An 18,533-nucleotide genomic window follows, 5' to 3' on the forward strand; every position below is an offset into this window, starting at 1 on the left:
GCCGCTGCTCTACTGCAACGGGCAGTTCGCGACGCAGCGCTACTGGAAGCGGGTCGTCGCCGCGCTCGGCCCCGGGTACCGGCACCTCACCTTCGACGAGCGCGCCCGCGGCCGTTCACGCACCTCGGCCGACTACGGCTTCGAGGCCGCGGTCCGCGACGTCGCCGCCGTGCTCGACGCGCGCGGCGTCGAGCGGGCGCTCCTGGTCGGCTGGTCCTACGGCGCGGTCGTCGCGGCGCACTGGGCCGACCGTCACCCCGAGCGGACGGTCGGCACCGTCCTCGTGGACGGCGCGTTCCCGCACGACTGGCTCGACGACGCGATGGAGGAGCGCATCCGGATGCTGTTCCGGCGCCTCGCCTTCCTGCGGCCCGTGCTGCGACCGCTCGGCCTGCTCCCGCAGATGACGGCCGCCCAGCAGGCGGAGAGCAACATCGAGCTCGGGAGGATCTCCCGGGAGCGGGAGCTCGCTCCCGTGCTGGACCGCATCACCGTGCCGACCCGGTACGTCGTCGCCTCGGGGACGTCGTTCGGCAGCCGCGGCGACGAGCAGGAGGTCATCCGCGCGAGCCTCGACCAGGTGACGCTCCGCAACCCGCACGTCGCGCTCGCGGCCAAGGTGCGGAGCAACCACGGCGCGATCCTCCGCAACGACGCGCCCGCCGTCGCGGCGGCGGTGGAGGCCGTCGCGACGCTCGCGGCGGACTCCCCGGGCACGCCGGGCTCCTAGGGTGGGGGGACGACCCGAGGAGGACGACGTGCTCGATCCGAGCGAGACCGACGGCCAGCCCGCCGTGCGGCGCGACGTGCGACCGCACGGGCACGGCGCATGACCACGACGTTCCGTCCGGGGACGGTCCGCGAGGCCACGGGCGGCATCGTCGCCCTGGGTCTCGCGACGTTCGTCGCCATCACGACCGAGCTGGTGCCCGTCGGTCTCCTGCCGCTCCTCAGCGCGGACCTGGACGTCACGGAGTCCGTCGCGGGGCTGCTCGTCACGGCGTACGCGGTCATGGTCGCGGCGCTCGCCGTGCCGCTCACGCTCGGCACGGCGCGCCTCCCGCGCAAGGGCCTGCTCCTGACGACGCTCGTGCTCTACACCGTGAGCAACGTGCTCGTCGCCGTCGCGCCGACGTTCGCCGTCGTCGCGGCGGCGCGGGCGCTGGGCGGCGCGTCGCACGCGGTGTTCTTCTCGGTGAGCATCGGGTACGCGTCGCGGCTCGTGCTGCCGCACCTCACGGGGCGCGCGCTCTCGCTCGTCACCACGGGCGCGGCGGTCGGGTTCGTGCTCGGCGTCCCGCTGACGACGACGCTCGGGACGGCGATCGGCTGGCGTCCCGCGTTCGGCGTCCTCGCGGGCGCGTGCGCGCTGGCGACCGTGCTCATCGCGTTCCTGCTGCCGCCCGTGCCGGGGGGCGGGGCTCCGCCGTCGGACGCGTCGAGCACGAGCCGACGCTCCGCGCTCGCGGTGGCGACGACCACCAACTCCCTCGCGTACCTGGGCCAGTACACGGTCTACACCTTCGTGTCGCTCCTGCTCCTGGGCGCGGGCCTCCAGGAGTCGGCGCTCGGCCCGGCGCTCCTCGTGCTCGGGGCGCTCGGCCTCGTCGGGACGGCGTTCGCCGCCGCGCGCCTCGACCACCGGCCGCGCCGGACGACGGTCGTGACGCTCGTCGCGGTCGTGGCGGGCATGCTCGCGGTCGGGCTCGCGTTCCCCGGAACCGTCGGGGTGCTCGTCGCGATCGGGGTGTGGAGCGCGGGCTTCGGCGCCGTCGCGCCGGTGTTCCAGGCGGCGGCGATCCGCGCGCACGGGGCGTCACCGGATCTCACGGGCGCGCTCGTCAACGCGACGTCGAACGTCGGCATCGGCGGGGGCGCCGCGCTCGGCGCGCTCGTCCTCGCCCGCTCCGGGCTCGACGTCGTCCCGTTCGTCGGGGCGGGGATCGTCGCCGTGGCGCTCGTCGTGGTCCTCGTCGCGCGGCGCACGTTCCCCGCGGCGCCGGCCGCGGCGGTGACGGACGCGGCGGTGACGGACGCGGCGGTGACGGACGCGGCCGTGACGGACGCGGCGGTGACGGAAATGCCCTCCGACCAGGAGCACCCGCGCGCCTAGGGTGGCGGGATGACGACGACGGTCAGGCAGGTCCAGGTCACGTTCGACTGCGCGCAGCCGGAGCGCGTCGCCCGGTTCTGGTGCGAGGTGCTGGGCTACGTCCCGCCGTCGCCCCCGGAGGGCTTCGCGACGTGGGACGACGCGAACACCGCGCTCCCGCCCGAGCAGCGGGACGCGTGGTTCGCGTGCAGCGACCCGACCGGCGCGGGTCCGCGCCTGTACTTCCAGCGCGTCCCCGAGGGCAAGGTCGTGAAGAACCGGGTGCACCTCGACGTGCGCGTCGGCACCGGGCTCGTCGGCGCCGAGCGTCTCGCCACGCTCGAGGCCGAGCGCGACCGGCTCGTCGCCCTCGGCGCGACGTGCGTGCGCGTGATGGTCGCGGACGAGGAGAACGAGTCGTGCATCGTCATGCAGGACGTCGAGGGCAACGAGTTCTGCCTGGACTGACCCCGAGACTGCTGACCGCGGAGCCCGCTCGCCGCGCTGCGGCTCAGCGCAGGAACGGGTCCATGATGGCGGCCACCGCCTCGGCGGCGCGGTCGGCGTCCGCGCCGGCGATCGCCTCGACCAGCTCGTGGTGATGCCGGTGCGCCGCGTCCTCGTCCTCGTTCTCCTCGTCGCGCATGTGGACGGCGAAGACGTCGAGCATGCTCGAGTACAGCGTCACGTACAGGGGGTTGTGCGTCGCCTCCACGATCGCGCGGTGCAGGTCGAGGTCCGCGCTCGCACGCGCGTCGAGGTCGTCGGTCGACCACGCCGCCTCCCGCCGGTCGCGCAGCTCGCGCAGCAGCACGACGTCGGCGTCCGTGCGGCTCGCGGCGGCGAGCGACGCCGCGGTGCTGTCCAGGGCGAGGCGCAGCTCCAGGTAGTGGCGGCGGCTCCCCCCGGCGAGCTGGCGCTCGAGGGTGCCGGTCAGCTCGGAACGGGAGATGACGAACGTGCCGCGCCCCTGCTCGCGGCGCAGCAGGCCGGCGTGCACCAGCGACTGGAGCGCCTCGCGGACCGTGTTCCGCCCGATGCCGAACTCGGCCACCAGGGCGACCTCGGTCGGGATGCGCTCGCCGACCGGCCAGCGACCGGAGACCACCTCGTCGCGGAACCGTGCCGCCGCCTGGTCGATGAGTCCTACTCGACGCAGCGGCTCGCGCGTGTCAGACTGCTCAGGATTCATCCCATGATCCTATCGTCGGCCGACCTCACAGCGGAGCTCTTCATGGCCACACTCTCCCCTACCCGCGTCCCCGCAGGGCGTGTCCGCCTCACCCTGTGGGCCGGGCTCGCCGTCGCGCTGACGGCGATCAACCTCCGGACGGCCGTCACGGGGTTCACCCCGCTGCTGGAGACCATCGGCGCCGACCTCGGCTACGGCGTGGCCGTCGCCGGGCTGCTCGGCACCGTCCCCGCGGTGTCGTTCGGTCTCTTCGGGTTCCTCGCCCCGGTGGTGACACGCAGGTTCGGCCTCGAGCGCACGGCCACGGTCGCGCTGGGGCTGACGGCCCTGTCGCTCGTGCTGCGCGCCGTCTCCCCGTCGACCGGCTGGCTCGTGGCGTCGACCGTGCTGGCCCTCGCCGGGATCGGCGCGGCGAACGTCGTGATCGTCCCCCTGGTGAAGGCGTGGTTCCCCGACCGGATCGCCCTGTGGACGTCGCTCTACCTGATCCTCATGCAGACGGGGCAGTTCGTCGCCCCGCTCCTGGCCGTCCCGGTCGCCGAGGCGACCAGCTGGCGGTTCTCCGTCGGGATCTGGGCGGGCCCGGCGGCGCTGGCCGCCGTCGTCTGGCTCGTCCTGGCGACCCGCCTGCCCGCCGACCACCATGCGCCCGCGGCGACCGCCGCCTCCGGGACGAGGCCGCGGATCGGACGGTCGTCGACCGTGTGGGGCCTCGTCGTCCTGTTCGCGGCGATCTCGCTGTCGAACTACGGGATCATCACCTGGGTCCCGGCCGTCCTCACCGACGCAGGCGGCAGCGCCGCGCTCGGCGGCACCATGGTCGCCCTCTACTCCGCCTGGGGCATGGTCGCCGCGCTGGTCGTGCCGCACCTCGCCACGCGGCTGGCGAACCCGTTCGTCGTGGTCGTCGTGTGCGCCGTCGTGCTCGTGACCGGGTACCTCGGCCTGCTCCTCTCCCCGCTCGACGGCACCGTGCTCTGGATGTGCGCGCTCGGCATCGGGGTGAGCACGTTCCCCCTGTGCATGACCCTCATCAACCGGCGGACCCGGACGCCGCAGTCCGCGTCGGCCGTGTCCGGCTTCGTCCAGGGCCTCGGGTACGCGCTGGCGTGCTTCGGCCCGATCGGCCTGGGCCTGCTGCGCGAGGCGACCGGGTCGTGGTCGATCCCGCTCCTCGTGCTCGCCGCCACCGCCGTCCCCGGGGTGGTCGGCGGCTGGTTCGCCTGCCGCCCGCGCTTCGTGGAGGACACCGTGCCCCCGGCCCCGGAGCCCGTCGCCGACCGGCTGCCGCCGCGCTGATCGCTACCTGCACGAACCTCGCACGTCGGGCGCACCGGCGGCGCCCGACGGTGCGCCAAGGTCGTCCCCATGCTCCTCTCGCCGGCCGACACGGTCGCGCTCGTCGCCCTGTGCGCCGCCACCCTCGTCGTGACCGGGGCGATCTCGACGCATACCGGGCCGAGCAGCCGGCTCGCGGACGCGGCACGCCGCGCGTCGCCGTCGTTCCTCGTCGCCCTCGTGCTTATCGGCGCGGTGGCGGCCACGCAGCTCGGCACCGACGAGTCCTTCTGGTACCGGCACGGTCTGGTCGGCCTGTTCGCCGGGCTCGCGCAGTACGCGGCCGTCCTGATCGCTGCGCTGGCGGTCGTCGTCGGGGTCGGACGGCTCGTGGTCGCCGCCGCCCGACGGCGCGTGCCGGCTCCACCGAGCACCTCGACGCCCGTCGGGCCGCGCACCCCGACGTCCGCGGAGCCCAGGACGCGGGAGGCGACGGACGACACGCTCGTCCGACGCCGCACCGGGCCGTGGGTGGCCGTCGCGACCGGGACGGCGCTGCTCGCCGCGCACGTCGCCGTCCGCGCGCTCTCCGGCGACGGGTTGCTCGTGCTGCACGGCGTCGCGCTCCGGGCCGCCTGGGTGAACGTCCTGGTCCCCGCCGGGCTCGGGCTCGTGCTGGCCGGGTCGTGGGTGCTCAGTGTCCGGGGGCGGCGACCCGAGGGCTCGTGGCGCCTTCCCGCAGGCGCGGAGGTCGCCGGGTGCCTCGTGGGCGTCGGCCTGCTCGGAGGCGCGGCGCTCGACCTGGCCCTGACCGGGGGCACGACGACGCTCGTGCTCCCGGCGCGCGCGGGGGCGACGTGCGACGTCGTGGTCGAGCAGTGGACGTTCCTGTTCACGGGTGGAGTCGACGTGCTCGCTCTGCCCCACGGCGACGTCGTCGCGACGAGCGTCCTGACCGACGGCCCGGTCACTCTCGAGGAGCGCTTCCCGTTCCGCGAGCCACCGGCCTTCTCGGCGTACGACCTCGCCTGGGACGAGCACGGCGCGACGCTCTCGTTCGACGCCTCCGACGAGGAGACCCCGTGGGAGGTCGTGCGGGTCGACTGCCCGTGAAGCACCTCAGCCGCAGGGCAGCAGGGCGGAGCGGGTCTCGGTCACGTCGGCGAGCTGGACGTGCGCGCCGTCCGCGGTGAAGCCCACGGCGTACCGACCGTCGCGGAGGGGGTAGCCGACCAGGTCGGGGATCGTCGTCACGCGCGTCACGACCGACCCCGACCCGGAGTAGAGCGTGACCGGCCCGGTGAAGATGTCCTCGCTCTGGCGGACGACGATCGTGCAGGCACCCGCGGGGTCGCGCGCGACGACGACGTCCGTGCCGGTCGCTCGCACGGCGTGCCCGGTCACGGTCCCCACCAGGAGCAGCGCACCGGCCGCGCATCCCACCCGAGCCCAGAAGCGCCCGAACGGCATGACCGCCACGCCCCGCTGACGCTGCCGCGCCCTCGTGACGACCGCGCCGACCTGCACCGCCGCCAGGACGAGGACGATCAACGGCCATCCTGCCTGCGCGACGGCGAGATCGAGCAGCGCCTGCAGAATCCTCGCGATCCACCACCCGCCCGTCAGCGCGAGCACCGCGGTGAGGGCTGTCGCGACAGCCCCGACCCAGACGACCGCGCCCTCCCACACGCGCACCGGCCCGGGACGACGAAGCAGGGCACGCGCCACCACGCCGGCTGTTGCGGCCACCCCCAGCGCGGCGAGGGAGGTCACGGTCGGGTCCAGCGCTCCCCCGGGACCGACCAGCAGCAGCCGGTCGGCGAGCGCGGGGACGAGCGCACCGGTCGCGAGCACCGCCGCGGCGAACACCGCGAGGACGGTCCCGGCCCGCCGCCGTCGGTCTCGCGGCTCCGGCTCGCGGACGGTCCCGTCACCGGCCACGGCGCCGTCACCCGCGCCGGGATCGAGGTCGCCGATCGGCTCTGCACCGGGACGGTGGGGCGTCGTCACGCTCCGCACCCTAGATGCCTTCACGCCCGTCAGATCGGCCGCGCACAGGATCGGCGCGGGCTTCTCACAGGTGCACTCTCCTTGCGGACGACCTGGCGCCGGGCCACGTGCCACCCCGGGACCCCAGAGGCCCTACACCGGGGCGACCGCGCGTCAGGTGGTCGTGACAGCCGCTCGTGGGACGACGGCCGGGACGCCGTCGAGCACGACGCTCCCCGCCCTCGAGAACGACATGGGGGTCGTTATCCGGCGGATAACGACCCCCATGTCGTGTTCGGCACCGTCGGGACGGGTCGAGAGGGTCCTGCTATTGGCCCGTGAACGTGAACTGCGAGCCGGGCTCCTTCGCGACGTCGCCGTCACGCGAGTTCGTGACGGTCACGTTCGACAGGATCGCGTTGCCGCGGGCGCCGCCCATCGCGAGGATGCCCGAGCCGTTGTTGGACTGGTCGATCCGCACGTTCGTGATCTTCACGTCCGGCATGTTCCCGCCACCGTTCTTGAACTGGATGCCGTCGTACGTGGAGTCGACGATGTCCGTGTCGCGGATGGTGACGCCGACGATGTCGTGCGTCTGCGGGAAGATCGTGATCGCGCCGAACTCCTGGTCCTCGTTCCAGAACGCCCCGCCGGTGCGGTAGAGCCCGTTGTTGGCGATGAGCGTCGTCCCCGAGAACGGCAGGGGGTCGTGGTCGGTCGCCAGCATGATGCCCGGGTAGTTCATGGTGTCGTAGACGAGGTTGTTCTCGATCGAGTTGTCGTAGCCGCCGTAGATCGCGATGCCGTTGGCACGCCACGGGAGCTGGACGGTGTTGTTGCGGAACGAGTTGGAGTGGCCGATGTCCACGGCCCGGTCCTTGACGTACGGGTTGGCCCAGACGGCGAGCGCGTCGTCGCCGGTGTTGCGGAACGTCGAGCTCACCACCGTCGAGTTGCGCGTCCCGTTGCTGAAGTTGATGCCGTCCGCGTAGGTGTTCCGGATCCGCATCCCGGAGAAGACGATCCCGTCGCCCGGGTTCCACAGCTCCGGGATGTTGGAGTAGTCGCGCCCGACCCACACGCCGACGTTCGCGTGCTCGATCCACACGTTGGTGATCTTCGTGTTCTTGCCGAAGCGGCCGTTGAGCCCGACGCCGCCCTCCTCCTGGGCGTTGTTGCCGCGGATCGTGCCGGAGCCGAAGATCGCGAGGTCGGAGATCTGGGTGTTGTCGTCGATGTCGAACCCGAAGTTGCCCTCGTGCGGGTGGTTGATGACGCCCGGGGCGAGGTGCGGCGGGATGAGGCTGTAGAGCTGCGAGTGCCACATGCCCGCACCGCGGATCGTCACGTCGCGGATGCCCACCTGGTTGTGCATGCCGCGGTTGAGCGGGTCGTCGGTGAGGATCTTCTTCTCCTGGCGCCACTGCCCCGCCGGGATCCACACGCAGTCGATGTCGCCGTTCTGGTTCGCGGTGACGGCGGCCTGGATGGCGGCCGTGTCCTCGAGCCCGTCGTTCGGCACGGCGCCGTACTCGGTGATCGACGTGCACCCCGCGGGCTTCGCCAGCGGCGGGGCGACCTGCTCGAGCTCGACGAGGTCGATGACGTAGAACGCCGCGTCGTCGCCCGCGTCGCGCTGGAGCTTGAACACCGTGCCCGCGGGGAACGACCGGCCGAGCAGCGCGTGCGACTCGTCGAAGAGGCGGCGTGCGTCGCCGCCCGGGGTGTTGACGAGGCCCTCGGGCTGGTCGGTCGTGCCGTAGAGCCAGGCGTGCTTGGACGAGAGCGTCAGCTTCTGCACGAACTGGCCGTCCGCGTAGAGGCTGATCGTCTTCTCCTGGCCCCCGCCGCCGGGGGCGTCGGGGATCGAGTTGCGCACGACGATCGAGTTCGTCGGGTTGGTGGACGTGAACTGGACGTACTGGCCCGTGCTGGTCAGGCGCACGGACTGGCGGCCCGACGACTCGGTCGCGAAGTTCGTGTGCCCGAACGTGCGCAGCGCGTCGGTCTGGAGCAGCGTGCCCGTGTACTGGCCGTCCTCGGCCTCGTACGTCGTGTACGGGACGGCAGCGCCGCGCCCGACGGTCACGGCGAGCGTGCCGGTGTTGTTGTCCTCGTTCGTCTCGGCGACGACGCCCGTCGCGTCGGCCGTCGCGGTCACGGTGACCCCGCCGTTCGTCGCGGTCCACGAGCCGCTCGGCGTGACGGTGACGGTCGCGCCCGCGGCGACGGCCGGCGTCGTGCCGTTGAGCGTCGTGGAGCCGGCGACGACGCGTGTCACGGACCCGGCCGCGACGGGCTGGTTGCCGCGGTTGCGGACCTGGACCGAGAACGTCACGGCCGAGCCGACGGCCGGGTTGGCCGGGTTCGAAGAGACCGAGACGACCTCGAGGTCCGGACCGGGCGCCTCGCCCACGACGAGCTTCGCCGGGGCCGTGAACGCGTTGTCCGTCTCGTCCTGCTCGGCCACCGTGTTCGCCGGGTCGACGACGGCGCCGACCGTGTACTCGCCCGCGGGCCGGGTGCCCGCGGCGACCTGGACCTGCGCGCTCGCGCCGGGCTGGAGCGCGGCGACGGCGGCCGAGCCCGCGGTCGACCCGCCGAGCTTCCCGTCGAGGGTCGTGGCCGACGACGCGCGGTCGCCCGTGTTCTTCACCGTGGCCGTGAGCGTCACGGGGGTCGTCGCCGTGGGCGACGCCGGGGACGCGGTCACCGCGGTGACGGTGAGGTTGGGGTTGGGCGCGGGGGCGCCGTAGACCTCGAGCTCGGCGACCTGGCCGTTGCCCGCGCCCGTGTTGCCGGTGAAGCGCAGGCGCACGTCGGTGGCGGTGCCGGTCACGGGCACGTCGACGAGGTTGCCGCTGCCCGGCGCGAACGCGTAGCCGGCGGACGCCTTGAGCTCCTGCCAGGCGCCCGTGCCGGTGCGGCCCCACACGGAGAACGTCTGCGTGCGCGGCCCCCACGCGGGGTCGGGGTTGAGCCGGACGCGGACGCTGCTGAGCTGCGTGGGCGCGGCGAGCGCGACGTCGAGCGTCGACGGGTACTGCCCGCCCGCGCCCTCCCAGTAGGTCGTCGCGCTGCCGTCGACCGCGTTCGCGGCGACGAACTGCCACTCCGTCGAGGAGGCCGTCGCGGGACGGCTCTTCGCGTAGTTGGTGCCGGTCGGGTCCGTCGGGCCGGTCGGATCGGTCGGGTCGGTGCCGCCCGTGGGCGTGCCCCACACCTGGAGCTCGGACACCTGGCCGTTGCCCGCGCCGGTGTTGGCCGTGAAGGCGAGGCGCACCTCGTCGACCTCGGCGTCGAGCGGGATCTCGACCTTGTTGCCGCTCGCCGGGTCGAACCCGTACGCCGCCGACGCCTTGAGCGTCCGGAACGACGACTCGCCGTCGGAGCGGCCGAGCACGCTGAACGTCTGCGTCCGCGACGACCACACGGAGGGCGGGGGCAGCGTGACGACGACCCGGTCGACGTCGGCCTCCGCCCCGAGGTCGACGGTGAGGTGCGACGGGTACTGGCCGCCCGCGCCCTCCCAGTAGGAGCTCGCGTTCCCGTCGTTGGCGTTGCCCGCGACGTACGTCTGCGTCACCGACGACGCGGCGATCGGCTTGCCGAGCGCCAGGTTGGTGGCGTTCGCGGCGTGCGCCACGGCGACGACGCCGAGCGGCGCGACGAGCGCCAGCGCGGCGCCCGCCACGACCGTGTGCTTCCAGGGGGTTCTCATGAACGTCCTCGTTCTCCCGCAAGGGCGGGCTCGTCCACCCGCGGGCAGCGGTGCCCGACGGCGGGCGCGACCGTGCTGGTGCCGCGCCACCGTCACGGGTGGGTCGGGTCAGGGCTGGTTCAGCGTCGGGACCGGGATCGACGCAGGTCGAGACCGGTCGGCCGGGAGTGCCACGAACGACCCGTCAGGGATGGTCACCGGTCGGACCCGTGGCGGAATTCGAGAGTTGCAGCGTGTGCACTGCTTTGTGCTGGGCTTCTGTCAACTTCTTGCGTCGTGCAGTACGGACGTTACGAGACGGACATCCGGGGCGTCAAGGGTGGGCGCGGAGCGGGTACCTGGCGCGACGATGGACCGGGAACCCCGGAGACGAAGGAGTCGTGCGATGGCGAAGTACCTGATCTCGTTCCCCAGCGGCGAGATGGACCTCGGTCCCGGCGGCCTCGAGGCGGCCGCGGACGCGGCGCACGCGGTCGTGCGCGAGGCCAAGGAGGCCGGCGTCTGGGTGTTCGGCGGCGGGATCGACGAGAGCGTCCCGCCGGTCCTGGTCGCCGGGGACGGCACCGTCACCGACGGCACGTACCCGCAGACGGCCCGGCTCGAGGGCGGCTACACCGTGCTGGAGGTGCCCACGCGCGACGAGGCGCTCCGGTGGGCCGCGAAGATCGCCGTCGCCTGCCGGTGCCGGCAGGAGGTGCGCGTGTTCCAGGACGACCCCGAGAGCTGACGGTGCCCTGTGCGCCGTCGGCCCCGGGTGGCGCTCGGCCGAGCGGCGACGTGACAGGGTAGGCCCGTGCCCGACGACGCCACGCTGCGCGATCCGCTCCCTGATCCGACCCTCGACACGGAGACCGGCGCCAGTACGGCGCCCGGCGCGGGCGACGACGACGTCACGCCGACCGGGCGCCGCCCACGTCGACCGTCGCTGCTGCGCGAGACGGCGATCATCGTGGTCAGCGCGCTCGTGCTGTCGCTGCTCCTCAAGACGTTCCTGGTGCAGGCGTTCTTCATCCCGAGCCCGTCGATGGAGGACACGCTGGTCGAGGGCGACCGGGTGATGGTGTCCCGGCTCGTGCCGGGCGCGTTCGACGTGCACCGGGGTGACGTCGTGGTGTTCAAGGACCCGGGCGGGTGGTTGCCGCCGCCGGTGCCGCAGGCCGAGAGCCCGGTGTCGGAGGCGGTGCGCGCGGCGCTGACCTTCGTCGGTCTGCTGCCGCAGGACACCGGCGAGCACCTCATCAAGCGGGTGATCGGCACGCCGGGCGACCACGTGGTCTGCTGCGACGCGGAGGGGCGCGTGAGCGTCAACGGGGTGTCGATCGACGAGGCCTACATCAAGCCCGGATCCGAGCCGAGCGAGCTCGCCTTCGACACCACCGTGCCCGCGGACATGCTGTTCGTCATGGGCGACAACCGGCAGAACTCGGCGGACTCCCGGTACAACACGGACAAGCCCGGGGACGGGTTCGTGCCGATGGGCAACGTCGTGGGGACGGCGTTCGTCAAGGTCTGGCCCCTGTCCCACCTGGGCCTGCTGCGCAACCCCGGCGACGTGTTCGCCGACGTCCCCGCTCCGGGCGTCGGCGACGAGGGGTGACGACGCGCTGACCGGTCGCGGCTACCCGGCGGTGTGCGCGAGGCCGGCCGACACCGCCGCCGCGCGCAACGCCTCGCGGGCGGCCGCCACCTCCGGGTGCGTCCCGGACCCGCGGCGGTAGGCCAGGGCGGTCCTGCGGCGGATCGCCAGGGGCGTGAGGACCACGCCGTCCGGGGCGCCCCCGGCCGCGAGGTCCGGCACGAGGGCGACGCCCTGCCCGGACGCGACCAGGGCGAGGACGGCGCCGAAGTCGTCGGCGTGATGACGGATGTTCGGCGCGTAGCCCGCGGCCTCGCAGGCCCTGGCCGTAAGGGCGTGGCACAGGGTCCCGGGCGTCCCGGCGATCCAGGGTGCGTCCCGACGGTCGGCGAGCGACCCCGCGTCCAGCGCGGCCAGGTGGACAGTCTCCTCCATCAACGGCTCCGCCTCGATGCCGGGGCCGACCGCGAGCGGGACGTGGTCGTACTCCTGGACCAGGGCCACGTCGACCGCGTCCCCGCGCAGCGCGTCCGGGACCGTGGCGGGGTCAAGCTCGGAGACCAGGAGGCGCAGTCCGGGGTGGTCGGAGCTCAGGCGCACGACGGCGGGCGTGAGCAGGGTCGGCACGGCCGTCGGGAAGACGCCGATGCGCAGCGTCCCGCGGAGCGTCGAGGCGGCCGACGCGAGGTCGGCGTCGGCCTCGCGGAGGATCTCGAGGATCTTCTCGGTGTGCCCGACGAGCGTCTCGGCGGCCGCGGTGAGCCGGACCCGGCGGCCCGACCGCTCCAGGAGCGGCACCCCGGCGTCGCGCTCGAGCGCGGAGAGCTGCTGAGACACGGCCGAGGGCGTGTAGGTGAGCGCCTCGGCCACGGCGGCGATCGTCCCGCGGTGCGACAGCTCGCGGAGCAGCCGGAGCCTGCGGACGTCGAGCATAAGAAGAACTTACGGCATGCCGTACGAACCTGAACTGGACCGGGGGGAATTGACGGCCGAGAGTTGCGGCCATGGAGCTCTCCGGCCTCTACGTCCCCCTCGTCACGCCGTTCACCGACGACGACCGCCTCGATCTCGACGCGCTCGCAGCGCTCGTCGCAGCGGTGCTCGACAAGGGCGCGACCGGCGTCGTCGCCCTGGGCACGACCGGAGAGCCGGCGACGCTGACCCGCACCGAGGCGCGCCAGGTCGTCGACGTCTGCGCCGCGGTCTGCGCGGGACGCGACCGGCAGCTCGTCGTCGGCACGGGCACGAGCAGCACCGCCGCGTCGGTCGACCTGATCGCCGACCTCGACCCCGGGGCGACCGCGGCACTCGCCGCGGTCCCTGCCTACACGCGTCCCTCCCAGGAGGGCGTCGTCGAGCACTTCCGGCACCTCGCCGCGGCGTCCCCCGTCCCGCTGGTCGTCTACAACGTCCCGTACCGGACGGGCCTGTCCCTGACCGCGGACACGCTCCATCGGCTCGCCGACCTGCCCGGCGTGGCCGGGTTCAAGCACACGGTGGGCTCGATCGACGACACCACGGTCGCGTTCCTCGGCGCGCTGCGACCCGACGTGTCGGTGCTGGCCGGTGACGACCTGTACATCGGCCCGCTGATCTCCCTCGGCGCCCGCGGCGCGATCACCGCGAGCGCCAACGTCTCCCCGCGCGCCTACGCGGAGCTGGTCAGCGCGTGGAGGCACGGGCCGGCCCACCACGCCCGGGCGGCGCACGACGCGCTGGTCCCGCTCACGCGCGCCCTGTTCGCCGAGCCCAGCCCGGCGGTGATCAAGGCCGTCCTCGCCGCCGAGGGCCGCATCGCCAGCCCGCGCGTGCGGCTCCCGCTGCTCCCGGCGACCCCGGCTGCCCTCTCGGCGGCCCTCGCGTACCGTGACGCGCCGTCGGCTCCCTTGAGGTGACGGGACCCGACCGTCCGCCAGGCGTCCGTCTGCACGACGGCGTCGTACCCACCAGGGGTGCGGCGCCGTCGTCGTGCGGGCCGAAGGTCAGCAGTCATCCCAGGAGTTGAGGCAGAGGCTGTCCTCGAGGCGCGGTTCCTTGGGCAGCACCTCGACAGGCCCCTCCTCGAGGTACGTGTCCCACACGGTGAGCACGACCTCTCCGGAGTCCTCGGGTGGCCCGGCGGTGGTCGTTCCCGAGACCTCCAGGAGACGGCGCTCGACAGGGTCGTACACGTACCGGTAGCGCTCGGTCTGGACGGGCTCGGTCCCTTCGCCCCCGGTGGTGATCACCGACTCCAGCCCCACTCCGACGCGTCCTTGCCGGTCACGGACCTCGCCGAGCGCCGTGGCCGTGGGCTGGTTCGTCATCACCGTCCACAGCGCGTCCCGCAGGGCAGGAGGCGCCGGGCTGCGCCCGATGAAGGAGCCGGCGATCTGCAGCACCTCGTCCTCCCTCGGGTTCGGCCGCTGGTACAGCACGGGGACGCTGTCGCGCAGGACGGTCTCGAGCTCGGCGGGGTCGGTCGGGAGCGCGTAGAAGGTGTCCCAGCCGAGGTCCACAAGCACACCGTCCAGCAGCAGCTCGCGCCCCCAGGGGTGCGGGCCGACGCCGGTGGCGGACTCGAGGTCGCCGTCGTTCATCACCAGCCCCGGCCGGTCGTTGCCGAACCACTCGTCGAGGACGTTGACGTGCTCGTCCCCGTTGCTCTCGACCTCGTGGATCTCGCGGCGCAGGTGCCAGTACGGCGCGTCGGGCCAGCCCGGTCCGAGCGCGGGAGCGGCATCGACCGTCGGAGCCGGCTCCTCGGTCGCGCTCTCCGCAGGCTCCGGGCTCGTCGTCGTGGTGCTCGTGGCGGGCATGACCGGGGTATCGCGTGGTTGCGGTGGTACCAGGGCGAGAGCGCCGGCGACCAGGCCGCCGCACAGCGCTCCGACACCGAGAGTCACGCCGACCGCTCGTCCCGCGCGGCGGCGGCGACCGGCCCGGAGGACCCGGGTGTGGTCGACGGCGACGTCGGGCGTGAGCTGCGAGACGGAGCGCAGCCGCAGGACGAACTCCTCGTCGTTCATCGCTCCTCCTTCAGGGTCTCGGTCGTGGTCGTCTCGTTCGCGAGGATCCGGCGCAGGTGCGCCAGGCCCCGCGACGCGGCCGACTTCACCGCGCCGACGCTCAGCCCCAGCTCGTCGGCGACCTGCCGCTCCGGCAGGTCGAGCAGGTAGCGCAGCACCACCACGCGTCGACGCTGCGGACTCAGCTGCACCAGGGCTCGGACGAGCGCGTCTCGCTCGGCGTGGCTGCCCTCCACCGACGCGCGCTCGCGTGCGGGCACCTCGTGCGGCTCGGTGAGGAGCTCTCGTCGGTGCTTGCGCCAGTGATCGATGCGCGCGTTCGCCAGCACCCGCCGCGCATAGGCGATCGGGTCTCCCTCGCGCGCTCGGGGCCACGCGACGTACGTGCGCACCAACGCGTGCTGCACCAGCTCCTCGGCCCGGTGCACGTCCCCGCACAACAACCACGCCGTCCGAGAGAGCGCCGGCTGCGCGTCGACCATGAACGCCGTGAACTCCACGTCCCGCTGGGTGCGGGCGCCCGCCCCGACAGCAAGCACGACCTCGTCGCCCTCACCGATCGCCGCCACGAAACCCCCCGTCACCGTCATGCACAGAACACGGTCCCGGATCGCCAAAGGTTGCTCGCCGATCCGGGCACGACGGTCGGATCACCGCGGACTGTCCGGAGACCTGACACGCCGGAACGAGGACGGCCCGCGATCCGGTGGCGAATTTCCGTTGCCTCCCGGCGCGCACCCGTCGAGTGTGTCGGCATGCTGATCAGACGCGAGCGCCCGTCGGACGTCCAGGCGATCCGGGCGGTCACCGCGGACGCCTTCTCCGCGGTCGAGCATTCTGCACCACCGGTCGAGCCCGACGGCGCGCCCGGCGAGGCCACTCTGGTCGGGTGGCTGCGCGAGGACAGCGGGTGGATCCCGGAGCTGTCGCTCGTCGCCGAGACCGGGCTGCCCGACCCGCAGGTCGTCGGACACGTCGTCGCCACCCGCGGGCGGCTCGGGGACCGGCCGGCCCTCGGGCTCGGGCCCCTCAGCGTCCGGCGCGACCACCAGCAGCGCGGGGTCGGTTCCGCCCTGATGCACACGATCCTCGGTGCGGCGGACGCCCTCGGTGAGCCCGTCATGGTGCTGCTCGGGGAGCCGGCCCTCTACTCCCGGTTCGGGTTCGTGCCCGCCAGCACCCTGGGGATCGAGGCTCCCGAGCCGGCGTGGGGTGACTACTTCCAGGCGCGCGCCCTGAGCGCCTGGCAGGACGAGTACGCGGGACGGTTCACCTATGCCGCCCCGTTCGACCGCCTCTGACATGACGCCGCGCGCCGCGCGCACGACGGCGAGACGCCGACCACGCACCCGGGTGACGAGCCCGCCCCTTCCTAGCCGAGCGCGACGACCGCGACCCCCGCCGCGACGGCGAGGGGTGCGAGCACGAGTCCTTGGCGCACCACGTGCCATGCGGGCGGCGGCCCCTGCTCGAACGCGTGGCGGCGGTACTGCTGCCACCACAGCACCGTCGCGAGCGACGCCCACGGCGTGATCAGCGGCCCGGCGTTCACCGCGACGAGGAGCGTCGCGAGCCGGTCGACGCTCTCCCCCGCCGCGGGCAGCAGCGCGAGGAACGCGGGCAGGTTGTTCACGAGGTTCGCGGCGACGACGCCGGTCGCAGCGAGCCGTGCCAGGTCGCCCGGCCCGTCGCCCGTGCCCGCGACGGCGGCGAGGAGGTCGCCGAGCCCGTGCGCATGCCACGTCTCCACGAGCACGAACAGCGCCGCCACGACGAGCGCCGACCGCCACGGCAGCATCTCGCGCACCGGCACGAGGGGTCGCACGCGCCGCCACCACGTCGCGAGCGCGAGCACCGCGGCGCCCGCGAGCGCAGTCGGCGCGACGGGGAGCTCGACCGCGAACGCGACCGCCAGGAGTGCGACGACCGCGGCGGTGACGCGCAGGAGCAGCCGGTCGGGCGGCGTCGGGCCAGCTCCCGCGAGGGTGAAGCGTCCGCCCAGGTCACGGCCGTGCAGCGCGAGGAGGACGACGACCGTGACGGCGAGGACCGCGAGCGCCGGCGCCCACATCACCCCGACGTACCCGGTGCCGAACCGGTGCGCCGCGAGCAGGTTGGTGAGGTTCGAGACGGGCAGGAGCAGCGACGCCGTGTTGGCGAGCGCGAGGACCGTGAGCGCGAGCGGCAGGGGCCGCGTGCCCGTGCGGCGCGCGAGGGCGAGCACGACAGGCGTGACGAGCACCGCCGTCGTGTCGAGCGACAGCACGACCGTGCTCGCCGTCGCGAGGACGACGACGAGCCCCCACAGGACCAGGCGCCGCCCCCGGGCGAGCCGCGCCGCCCGGCCCGCGACGGCGTCGAACAGGCCCGCACCCGCGCACAGCTCGGCGACCACGGTGATGGCGAGGAGGAAGACCAGGACCGGGCCGGTGCGTGCGAGCAGGTCTCGGGCGTCGGCGGGCGGGAGCAGCCCGGTCGCGGGCAGCACGACGACGACCACCGCCGCGAGGAGCCAGAGCGGCACGCGGCGGCGCGCCGGTGCTCCCGAGGCGTTCACGTCGTGATCGTAGAGCCCGCGGCACGACCACGAGCGCTCAGGGGCGCGACGTCGGCCCGTCGCCCCGGGGCGCGCAGCACCCGTCGGCGCAGGTGGCTGCCTCGCCCTCGCCGACCAGCGCCGCGGCGGGCGCGCAGCACGCGTCCCCGCGCCAGGCCTCGACGCCCTCCTTGACGGCGACGGCAGCGATGACGAGGGCGGCGACCGGGTCCGCCCAGGACCACCCGAGGGTCGCGTTGAGCACGAGCCCGACGAGCAGCACCGCTGACAGGTACGTGCACAGGAGCGTCTGCCTCGCGTCCGCGACGGCGGACGCCGACCCGAGCTCGCGGCCCGTGCGGCGCTCGAACCACGACAGGAACGGCATGACGACGAGGCTCAGCGCCGCGAGCCAGATGCCCACGACGGAGTGCTCGGGCTCGGCAGCGCCGAGCAGCGACCGGACGGCGTCGACGGACACGAAGACCGCGAGGCCGAAGAACGAGACGGCGATGACGCGCAGCGCGGCCCGCTCGCGCCGGTGCGGGTCGGGCGCGGCGAACTGCCAGGCCACCGCGGCGGCGGAGAGCACCTCGACGAGCGAGTCGAGCCCGAACCCGACGAGCGCGGCCGACGACGCGACGCGGCCCGCGGTGATCGCGACGACCGCCTCGACGACGTTCCACGTGATCGTCGCCGCGACGACCCACCGGACCCTCCGCTCGAGGACGGCACGACGCGTGGCGGTCGGGGCAGCGGGTCCGGGCGGCGTGCGGCCGATCGAGACGGACGTCATGAGCACGAGCACCCGTCGGGGCCGCAGCACGTGGGGTCGACCTGGACGACGAGCCGCAGCAGGTCGTCGAGGGCGGGGGCCAGGTGAGGGTCGGCGAGGCGGTACCAGGTGCGACGACCGTCGGGGATCGCCTCGACGAGCCCGCACCCGCGCAGGCACGCGAGCTGGTTCGACATCACCTGGCGCGAGACGCCGAGCGCGTCGGCGAGGTCGGACGGGTAGGCCGGCGCCTCGCGCAGCGCGAGCAGGACCCGCGTGCGCGTCTCGTCCGACAGGGCGTGTCCCAGCCGCGCGAGCGCCGCGGTGTGGGTGAGCGTGACCGTCTCGACCATGCACGCGACAGTA

General features: G+C 73.9%; 18 protein-coding genes. 9 read left to right on the plus strand and 9 right to left on the minus strand.

What is annotated here, in order from left to right; all coding sequences use genetic code 11:
- The 3 genes from A0J59_RS01035 to A0J59_RS01045 all read left to right on the plus strand — a co-directional run.
- On the plus strand, positions 1-730 hold a 730-nt coding region (locus A0J59_RS01035), incomplete at its 5' end, for an alpha/beta fold hydrolase (RefSeq protein WP_064314945.1).
- A gap of 99 nt (positions 731-829) precedes the next feature.
- On the plus strand, positions 830-2,113 hold the full coding sequence (locus tag A0J59_RS01040) for an MFS transporter (RefSeq protein ID WP_082918634.1): 1,284 nt from the start codon (positions 830-832) through the stop codon (positions 2,111-2,113).
- A gap of 9 nt (positions 2,114-2,122) precedes the next feature.
- Positions 2,123-2,560 carry a VOC family protein gene (locus A0J59_RS01045; protein ID WP_047230961.1) on the plus strand — a complete coding sequence of 146 codons (438 nt, stop codon included), beginning with the start codon at positions 2,123-2,125 and terminating at the stop codon, positions 2,558-2,560.
- A 43-nt stretch (positions 2,561-2,603) separates the two neighbouring features.
- Here A0J59_RS01045 and A0J59_RS01050 read toward each other — a convergent pair whose 3' ends face one another.
- Positions 2,604-3,284, minus strand: coding sequence for a FadR/GntR family transcriptional regulator (locus A0J59_RS01050; RefSeq protein WP_064314946.1), 681 nt, complete (start codon positions 3,282-3,284; stop codon positions 2,604-2,606).
- Between the two features lie 42 nt (positions 3,285-3,326).
- Here A0J59_RS01050 and A0J59_RS01055 point away from each other — a divergent pair, with 42 nt between their 5' ends.
- Positions 3,327-4,583 carry an MFS transporter gene (locus A0J59_RS01055; protein ID WP_172819987.1) on the plus strand — a complete coding sequence of 419 codons (1,257 nt, stop codon included), beginning with the start codon at positions 3,327-3,329 and terminating at the stop codon, positions 4,581-4,583.
- A 69-nt stretch (positions 4,584-4,652) separates the two neighbouring features.
- On the plus strand, positions 4,653-5,675 hold the full coding sequence (locus tag A0J59_RS01060) for a hypothetical protein (protein ID WP_047230959.1): 1,023 nt from the start codon (positions 4,653-4,655) through the stop codon (positions 5,673-5,675).
- A 6-nt stretch (positions 5,676-5,681) separates the two neighbouring features.
- Here the strand turns inward: A0J59_RS01060 and A0J59_RS01065 are convergent, their stop codons facing one another.
- Together A0J59_RS01065 and A0J59_RS01070 are read right to left on the minus strand one after the other, a co-directional pair.
- Positions 5,682-6,572, minus strand: a complete 891-nt coding sequence (locus A0J59_RS01065; RefSeq protein WP_156532722.1) for a hypothetical protein — start codon at positions 6,570-6,572, stop codon at positions 5,682-5,684.
- A 307-nt stretch (positions 6,573-6,879) separates the two neighbouring features.
- Positions 6,880-10,272, minus strand: a complete 3,393-nt coding sequence (locus A0J59_RS01070; RefSeq protein WP_064314948.1) for a CARDB domain-containing protein — start codon at positions 10,270-10,272, stop codon at positions 6,880-6,882.
- Between the two features lie 385 nt (positions 10,273-10,657).
- Here A0J59_RS01070 and A0J59_RS01075 point away from each other — a divergent pair, with 385 nt between their 5' ends.
- Positions 10,658-10,999: a YciI family protein gene (locus A0J59_RS01075; protein WP_053370414.1), complete on the plus strand. Its 342-nt coding sequence runs from the start codon at positions 10,658-10,660 to the stop codon at positions 10,997-10,999.
- A gap of 66 nt (positions 11,000-11,065) precedes the next feature.
- The gene (lepB, locus tag A0J59_RS01080) at positions 11,066-11,869 is read left to right on the plus strand and encodes a signal peptidase I (protein ID WP_255364861.1); all 804 of its coding nucleotides are present in this window, start codon (positions 11,066-11,068) and stop codon (positions 11,867-11,869) included.
- A gap of 21 nt (positions 11,870-11,890) precedes the next feature.
- Here the strand turns inward: lepB and A0J59_RS01085 are convergent, their stop codons facing one another.
- The gene (locus A0J59_RS01085; protein ID WP_064314949.1) at positions 11,891-12,781 is read right to left on the minus strand and encodes a LysR family transcriptional regulator; all 891 of its coding nucleotides are present in this window, start codon (positions 12,779-12,781) and stop codon (positions 11,891-11,893) included.
- 71 nt (positions 12,782-12,852) lie between these two features.
- On the opposite strand from A0J59_RS01085, the gene dapA reads away from it, so the two are divergent.
- Positions 12,853-13,743, plus strand: a complete 891-nt coding sequence (gene dapA, locus A0J59_RS01090; RefSeq protein WP_064314950.1) for a 4-hydroxy-tetrahydrodipicolinate synthase — start codon at positions 12,853-12,855, stop codon at positions 13,741-13,743.
- Between the two features lie 87 nt (positions 13,744-13,830).
- Here the strand turns inward: dapA and A0J59_RS01095 are convergent, their stop codons facing one another.
- Together A0J59_RS01095 and A0J59_RS01100 are read right to left on the minus strand one after the other, a co-directional pair.
- On the minus strand, positions 13,831-14,856 hold the full coding sequence (locus tag A0J59_RS01095; protein ID WP_064314951.1) for a hypothetical protein: 1,026 nt from the start codon (positions 14,854-14,856) through the stop codon (positions 13,831-13,833).
- Positions 14,853-15,446: a SigE family RNA polymerase sigma factor gene (locus A0J59_RS01100; RefSeq protein WP_064314952.1), complete on the minus strand. Its 594-nt coding sequence runs from the start codon at positions 15,444-15,446 to the stop codon at positions 14,853-14,855. Before A0J59_RS01100 ends, A0J59_RS01095 begins: the two co-directional genes overlap by 4 nt.
- 165 nt (positions 15,447-15,611) lie before the next feature.
- Between A0J59_RS01100 and A0J59_RS01105 the strand changes: the two genes are divergently transcribed.
- Complete coding sequence (locus tag A0J59_RS01105) at positions 15,612-16,157, plus strand: GNAT family N-acetyltransferase (protein ID WP_064314953.1); 546 nt, start codon at positions 15,612-15,614, stop codon at positions 16,155-16,157.
- A 71-nt stretch (positions 16,158-16,228) separates the two neighbouring features.
- On the opposite strand, the gene A0J59_RS01110 is transcribed toward A0J59_RS01105, so the two are convergent.
- From A0J59_RS01110 to A0J59_RS01120, 3 genes are read right to left on the minus strand one after another with little or no spacing between them, the layout of a single operon-like run.
- A complete protein-coding gene (locus A0J59_RS01110) occupies positions 16,229-17,413 on the minus strand; it encodes an SLC13 family permease (RefSeq protein WP_082379771.1) in 1,185 nt (394 codons plus the stop codon).
- Positions 17,414-17,450: 37 nt separating this feature from the next.
- A complete protein-coding gene (locus tag A0J59_RS01115; protein ID WP_064314998.1) occupies positions 17,451-18,188 on the minus strand; it encodes a cation diffusion facilitator family transporter in 738 nt (245 codons plus the stop codon).
- Positions 18,185-18,520 carry a helix-turn-helix transcriptional regulator gene (locus A0J59_RS01120; RefSeq protein WP_064314954.1) on the minus strand — a complete coding sequence of 112 codons (336 nt, stop codon included), beginning with the start codon at positions 18,518-18,520 and terminating at the stop codon, positions 18,185-18,187. The genes A0J59_RS01115 and A0J59_RS01120 overlap by 4 nt, the downstream gene beginning before the upstream one ends.
- Between the last annotated feature and the right edge of the window lie 13 nt (positions 18,521-18,533).

Source organism: Cellulosimicrobium sp. I38E (assembly GCF_001647255.1).
Taxonomy (GTDB): Bacteria; Actinomycetota; Actinomycetes; order Actinomycetales; family Cellulomonadaceae; genus Cellulosimicrobium; species Cellulosimicrobium cellulans_E.

What these genes read in the sequence shown, in the direction of transcription:
- A0J59_RS01055 (WP_172819987.1), top strand. Translation starts at nt 3,327, where the DNA reads ATGGCCACACTCTCCCCTACCCGCGTCCCCGCAGGGCGTGTCCGCCTC.
- A0J59_RS01075 (WP_053370414.1), top strand. Translation starts at nt 10,658, where the DNA reads ATGGCGAAGTACCTGATCTCGTTCCCCAGCGGCGAGATGGACCTCGGT.
- A0J59_RS01100 (WP_064314952.1), bottom strand. Translation starts at nt 15,446, where the DNA reads ATGACGGTGACGGGGGGTTTCGTGGCGGCGATCGGTGAGGGCGACGAG.
- A0J59_RS01070 (WP_064314948.1), bottom strand. Translation starts at nt 10,272, where the DNA reads ATGAGAACCCCCTGGAAGCACACGGTCGTGGCGGGCGCCGCGCTGGCG.
- dapA (WP_064314950.1), top strand. Translation starts at nt 12,853, where the DNA reads ATGGAGCTCTCCGGCCTCTACGTCCCCCTCGTCACGCCGTTCACCGAC.
- A0J59_RS01105 (WP_064314953.1), top strand. Translation starts at nt 15,612, where the DNA reads ATGCTGATCAGACGCGAGCGCCCGTCGGACGTCCAGGCGATCCGGGCG.
- A0J59_RS01040 (WP_082918634.1), top strand. Translation starts at nt 830, where the DNA reads ATGACCACGACGTTCCGTCCGGGGACGGTCCGCGAGGCCACGGGCGGC.
- A0J59_RS01060 (WP_047230959.1), top strand. Translation starts at nt 4,653, where the DNA reads ATGCTCCTCTCGCCGGCCGACACGGTCGCGCTCGTCGCCCTGTGCGCC.
- A0J59_RS01085 (WP_064314949.1), bottom strand. Translation starts at nt 12,781, where the DNA reads ATGCTCGACGTCCGCAGGCTCCGGCTGCTCCGCGAGCTGTCGCACCGC.
- A0J59_RS01050 (WP_064314946.1), bottom strand. Translation starts at nt 3,284, where the DNA reads ATGAATCCTGAGCAGTCTGACACGCGCGAGCCGCTGCGTCGAGTAGGA.
- A0J59_RS01045 (WP_047230961.1), top strand. Translation starts at nt 2,123, where the DNA reads ATGACGACGACGGTCAGGCAGGTCCAGGTCACGTTCGACTGCGCGCAG.
- A0J59_RS01115 (WP_064314998.1), bottom strand. Translation starts at nt 18,188, where the DNA reads ATGACGTCCGTCTCGATCGGCCGCACGCCGCCCGGACCCGCTGCCCCG.
- A0J59_RS01095 (WP_064314951.1), bottom strand. Translation starts at nt 14,856, where the DNA reads ATGAACGACGAGGAGTTCGTCCTGCGGCTGCGCTCCGTCTCGCAGCTC.
- A0J59_RS01120 (WP_064314954.1), bottom strand. Translation starts at nt 18,520, where the DNA reads ATGGTCGAGACGGTCACGCTCACCCACACCGCGGCGCTCGCGCGGCTG.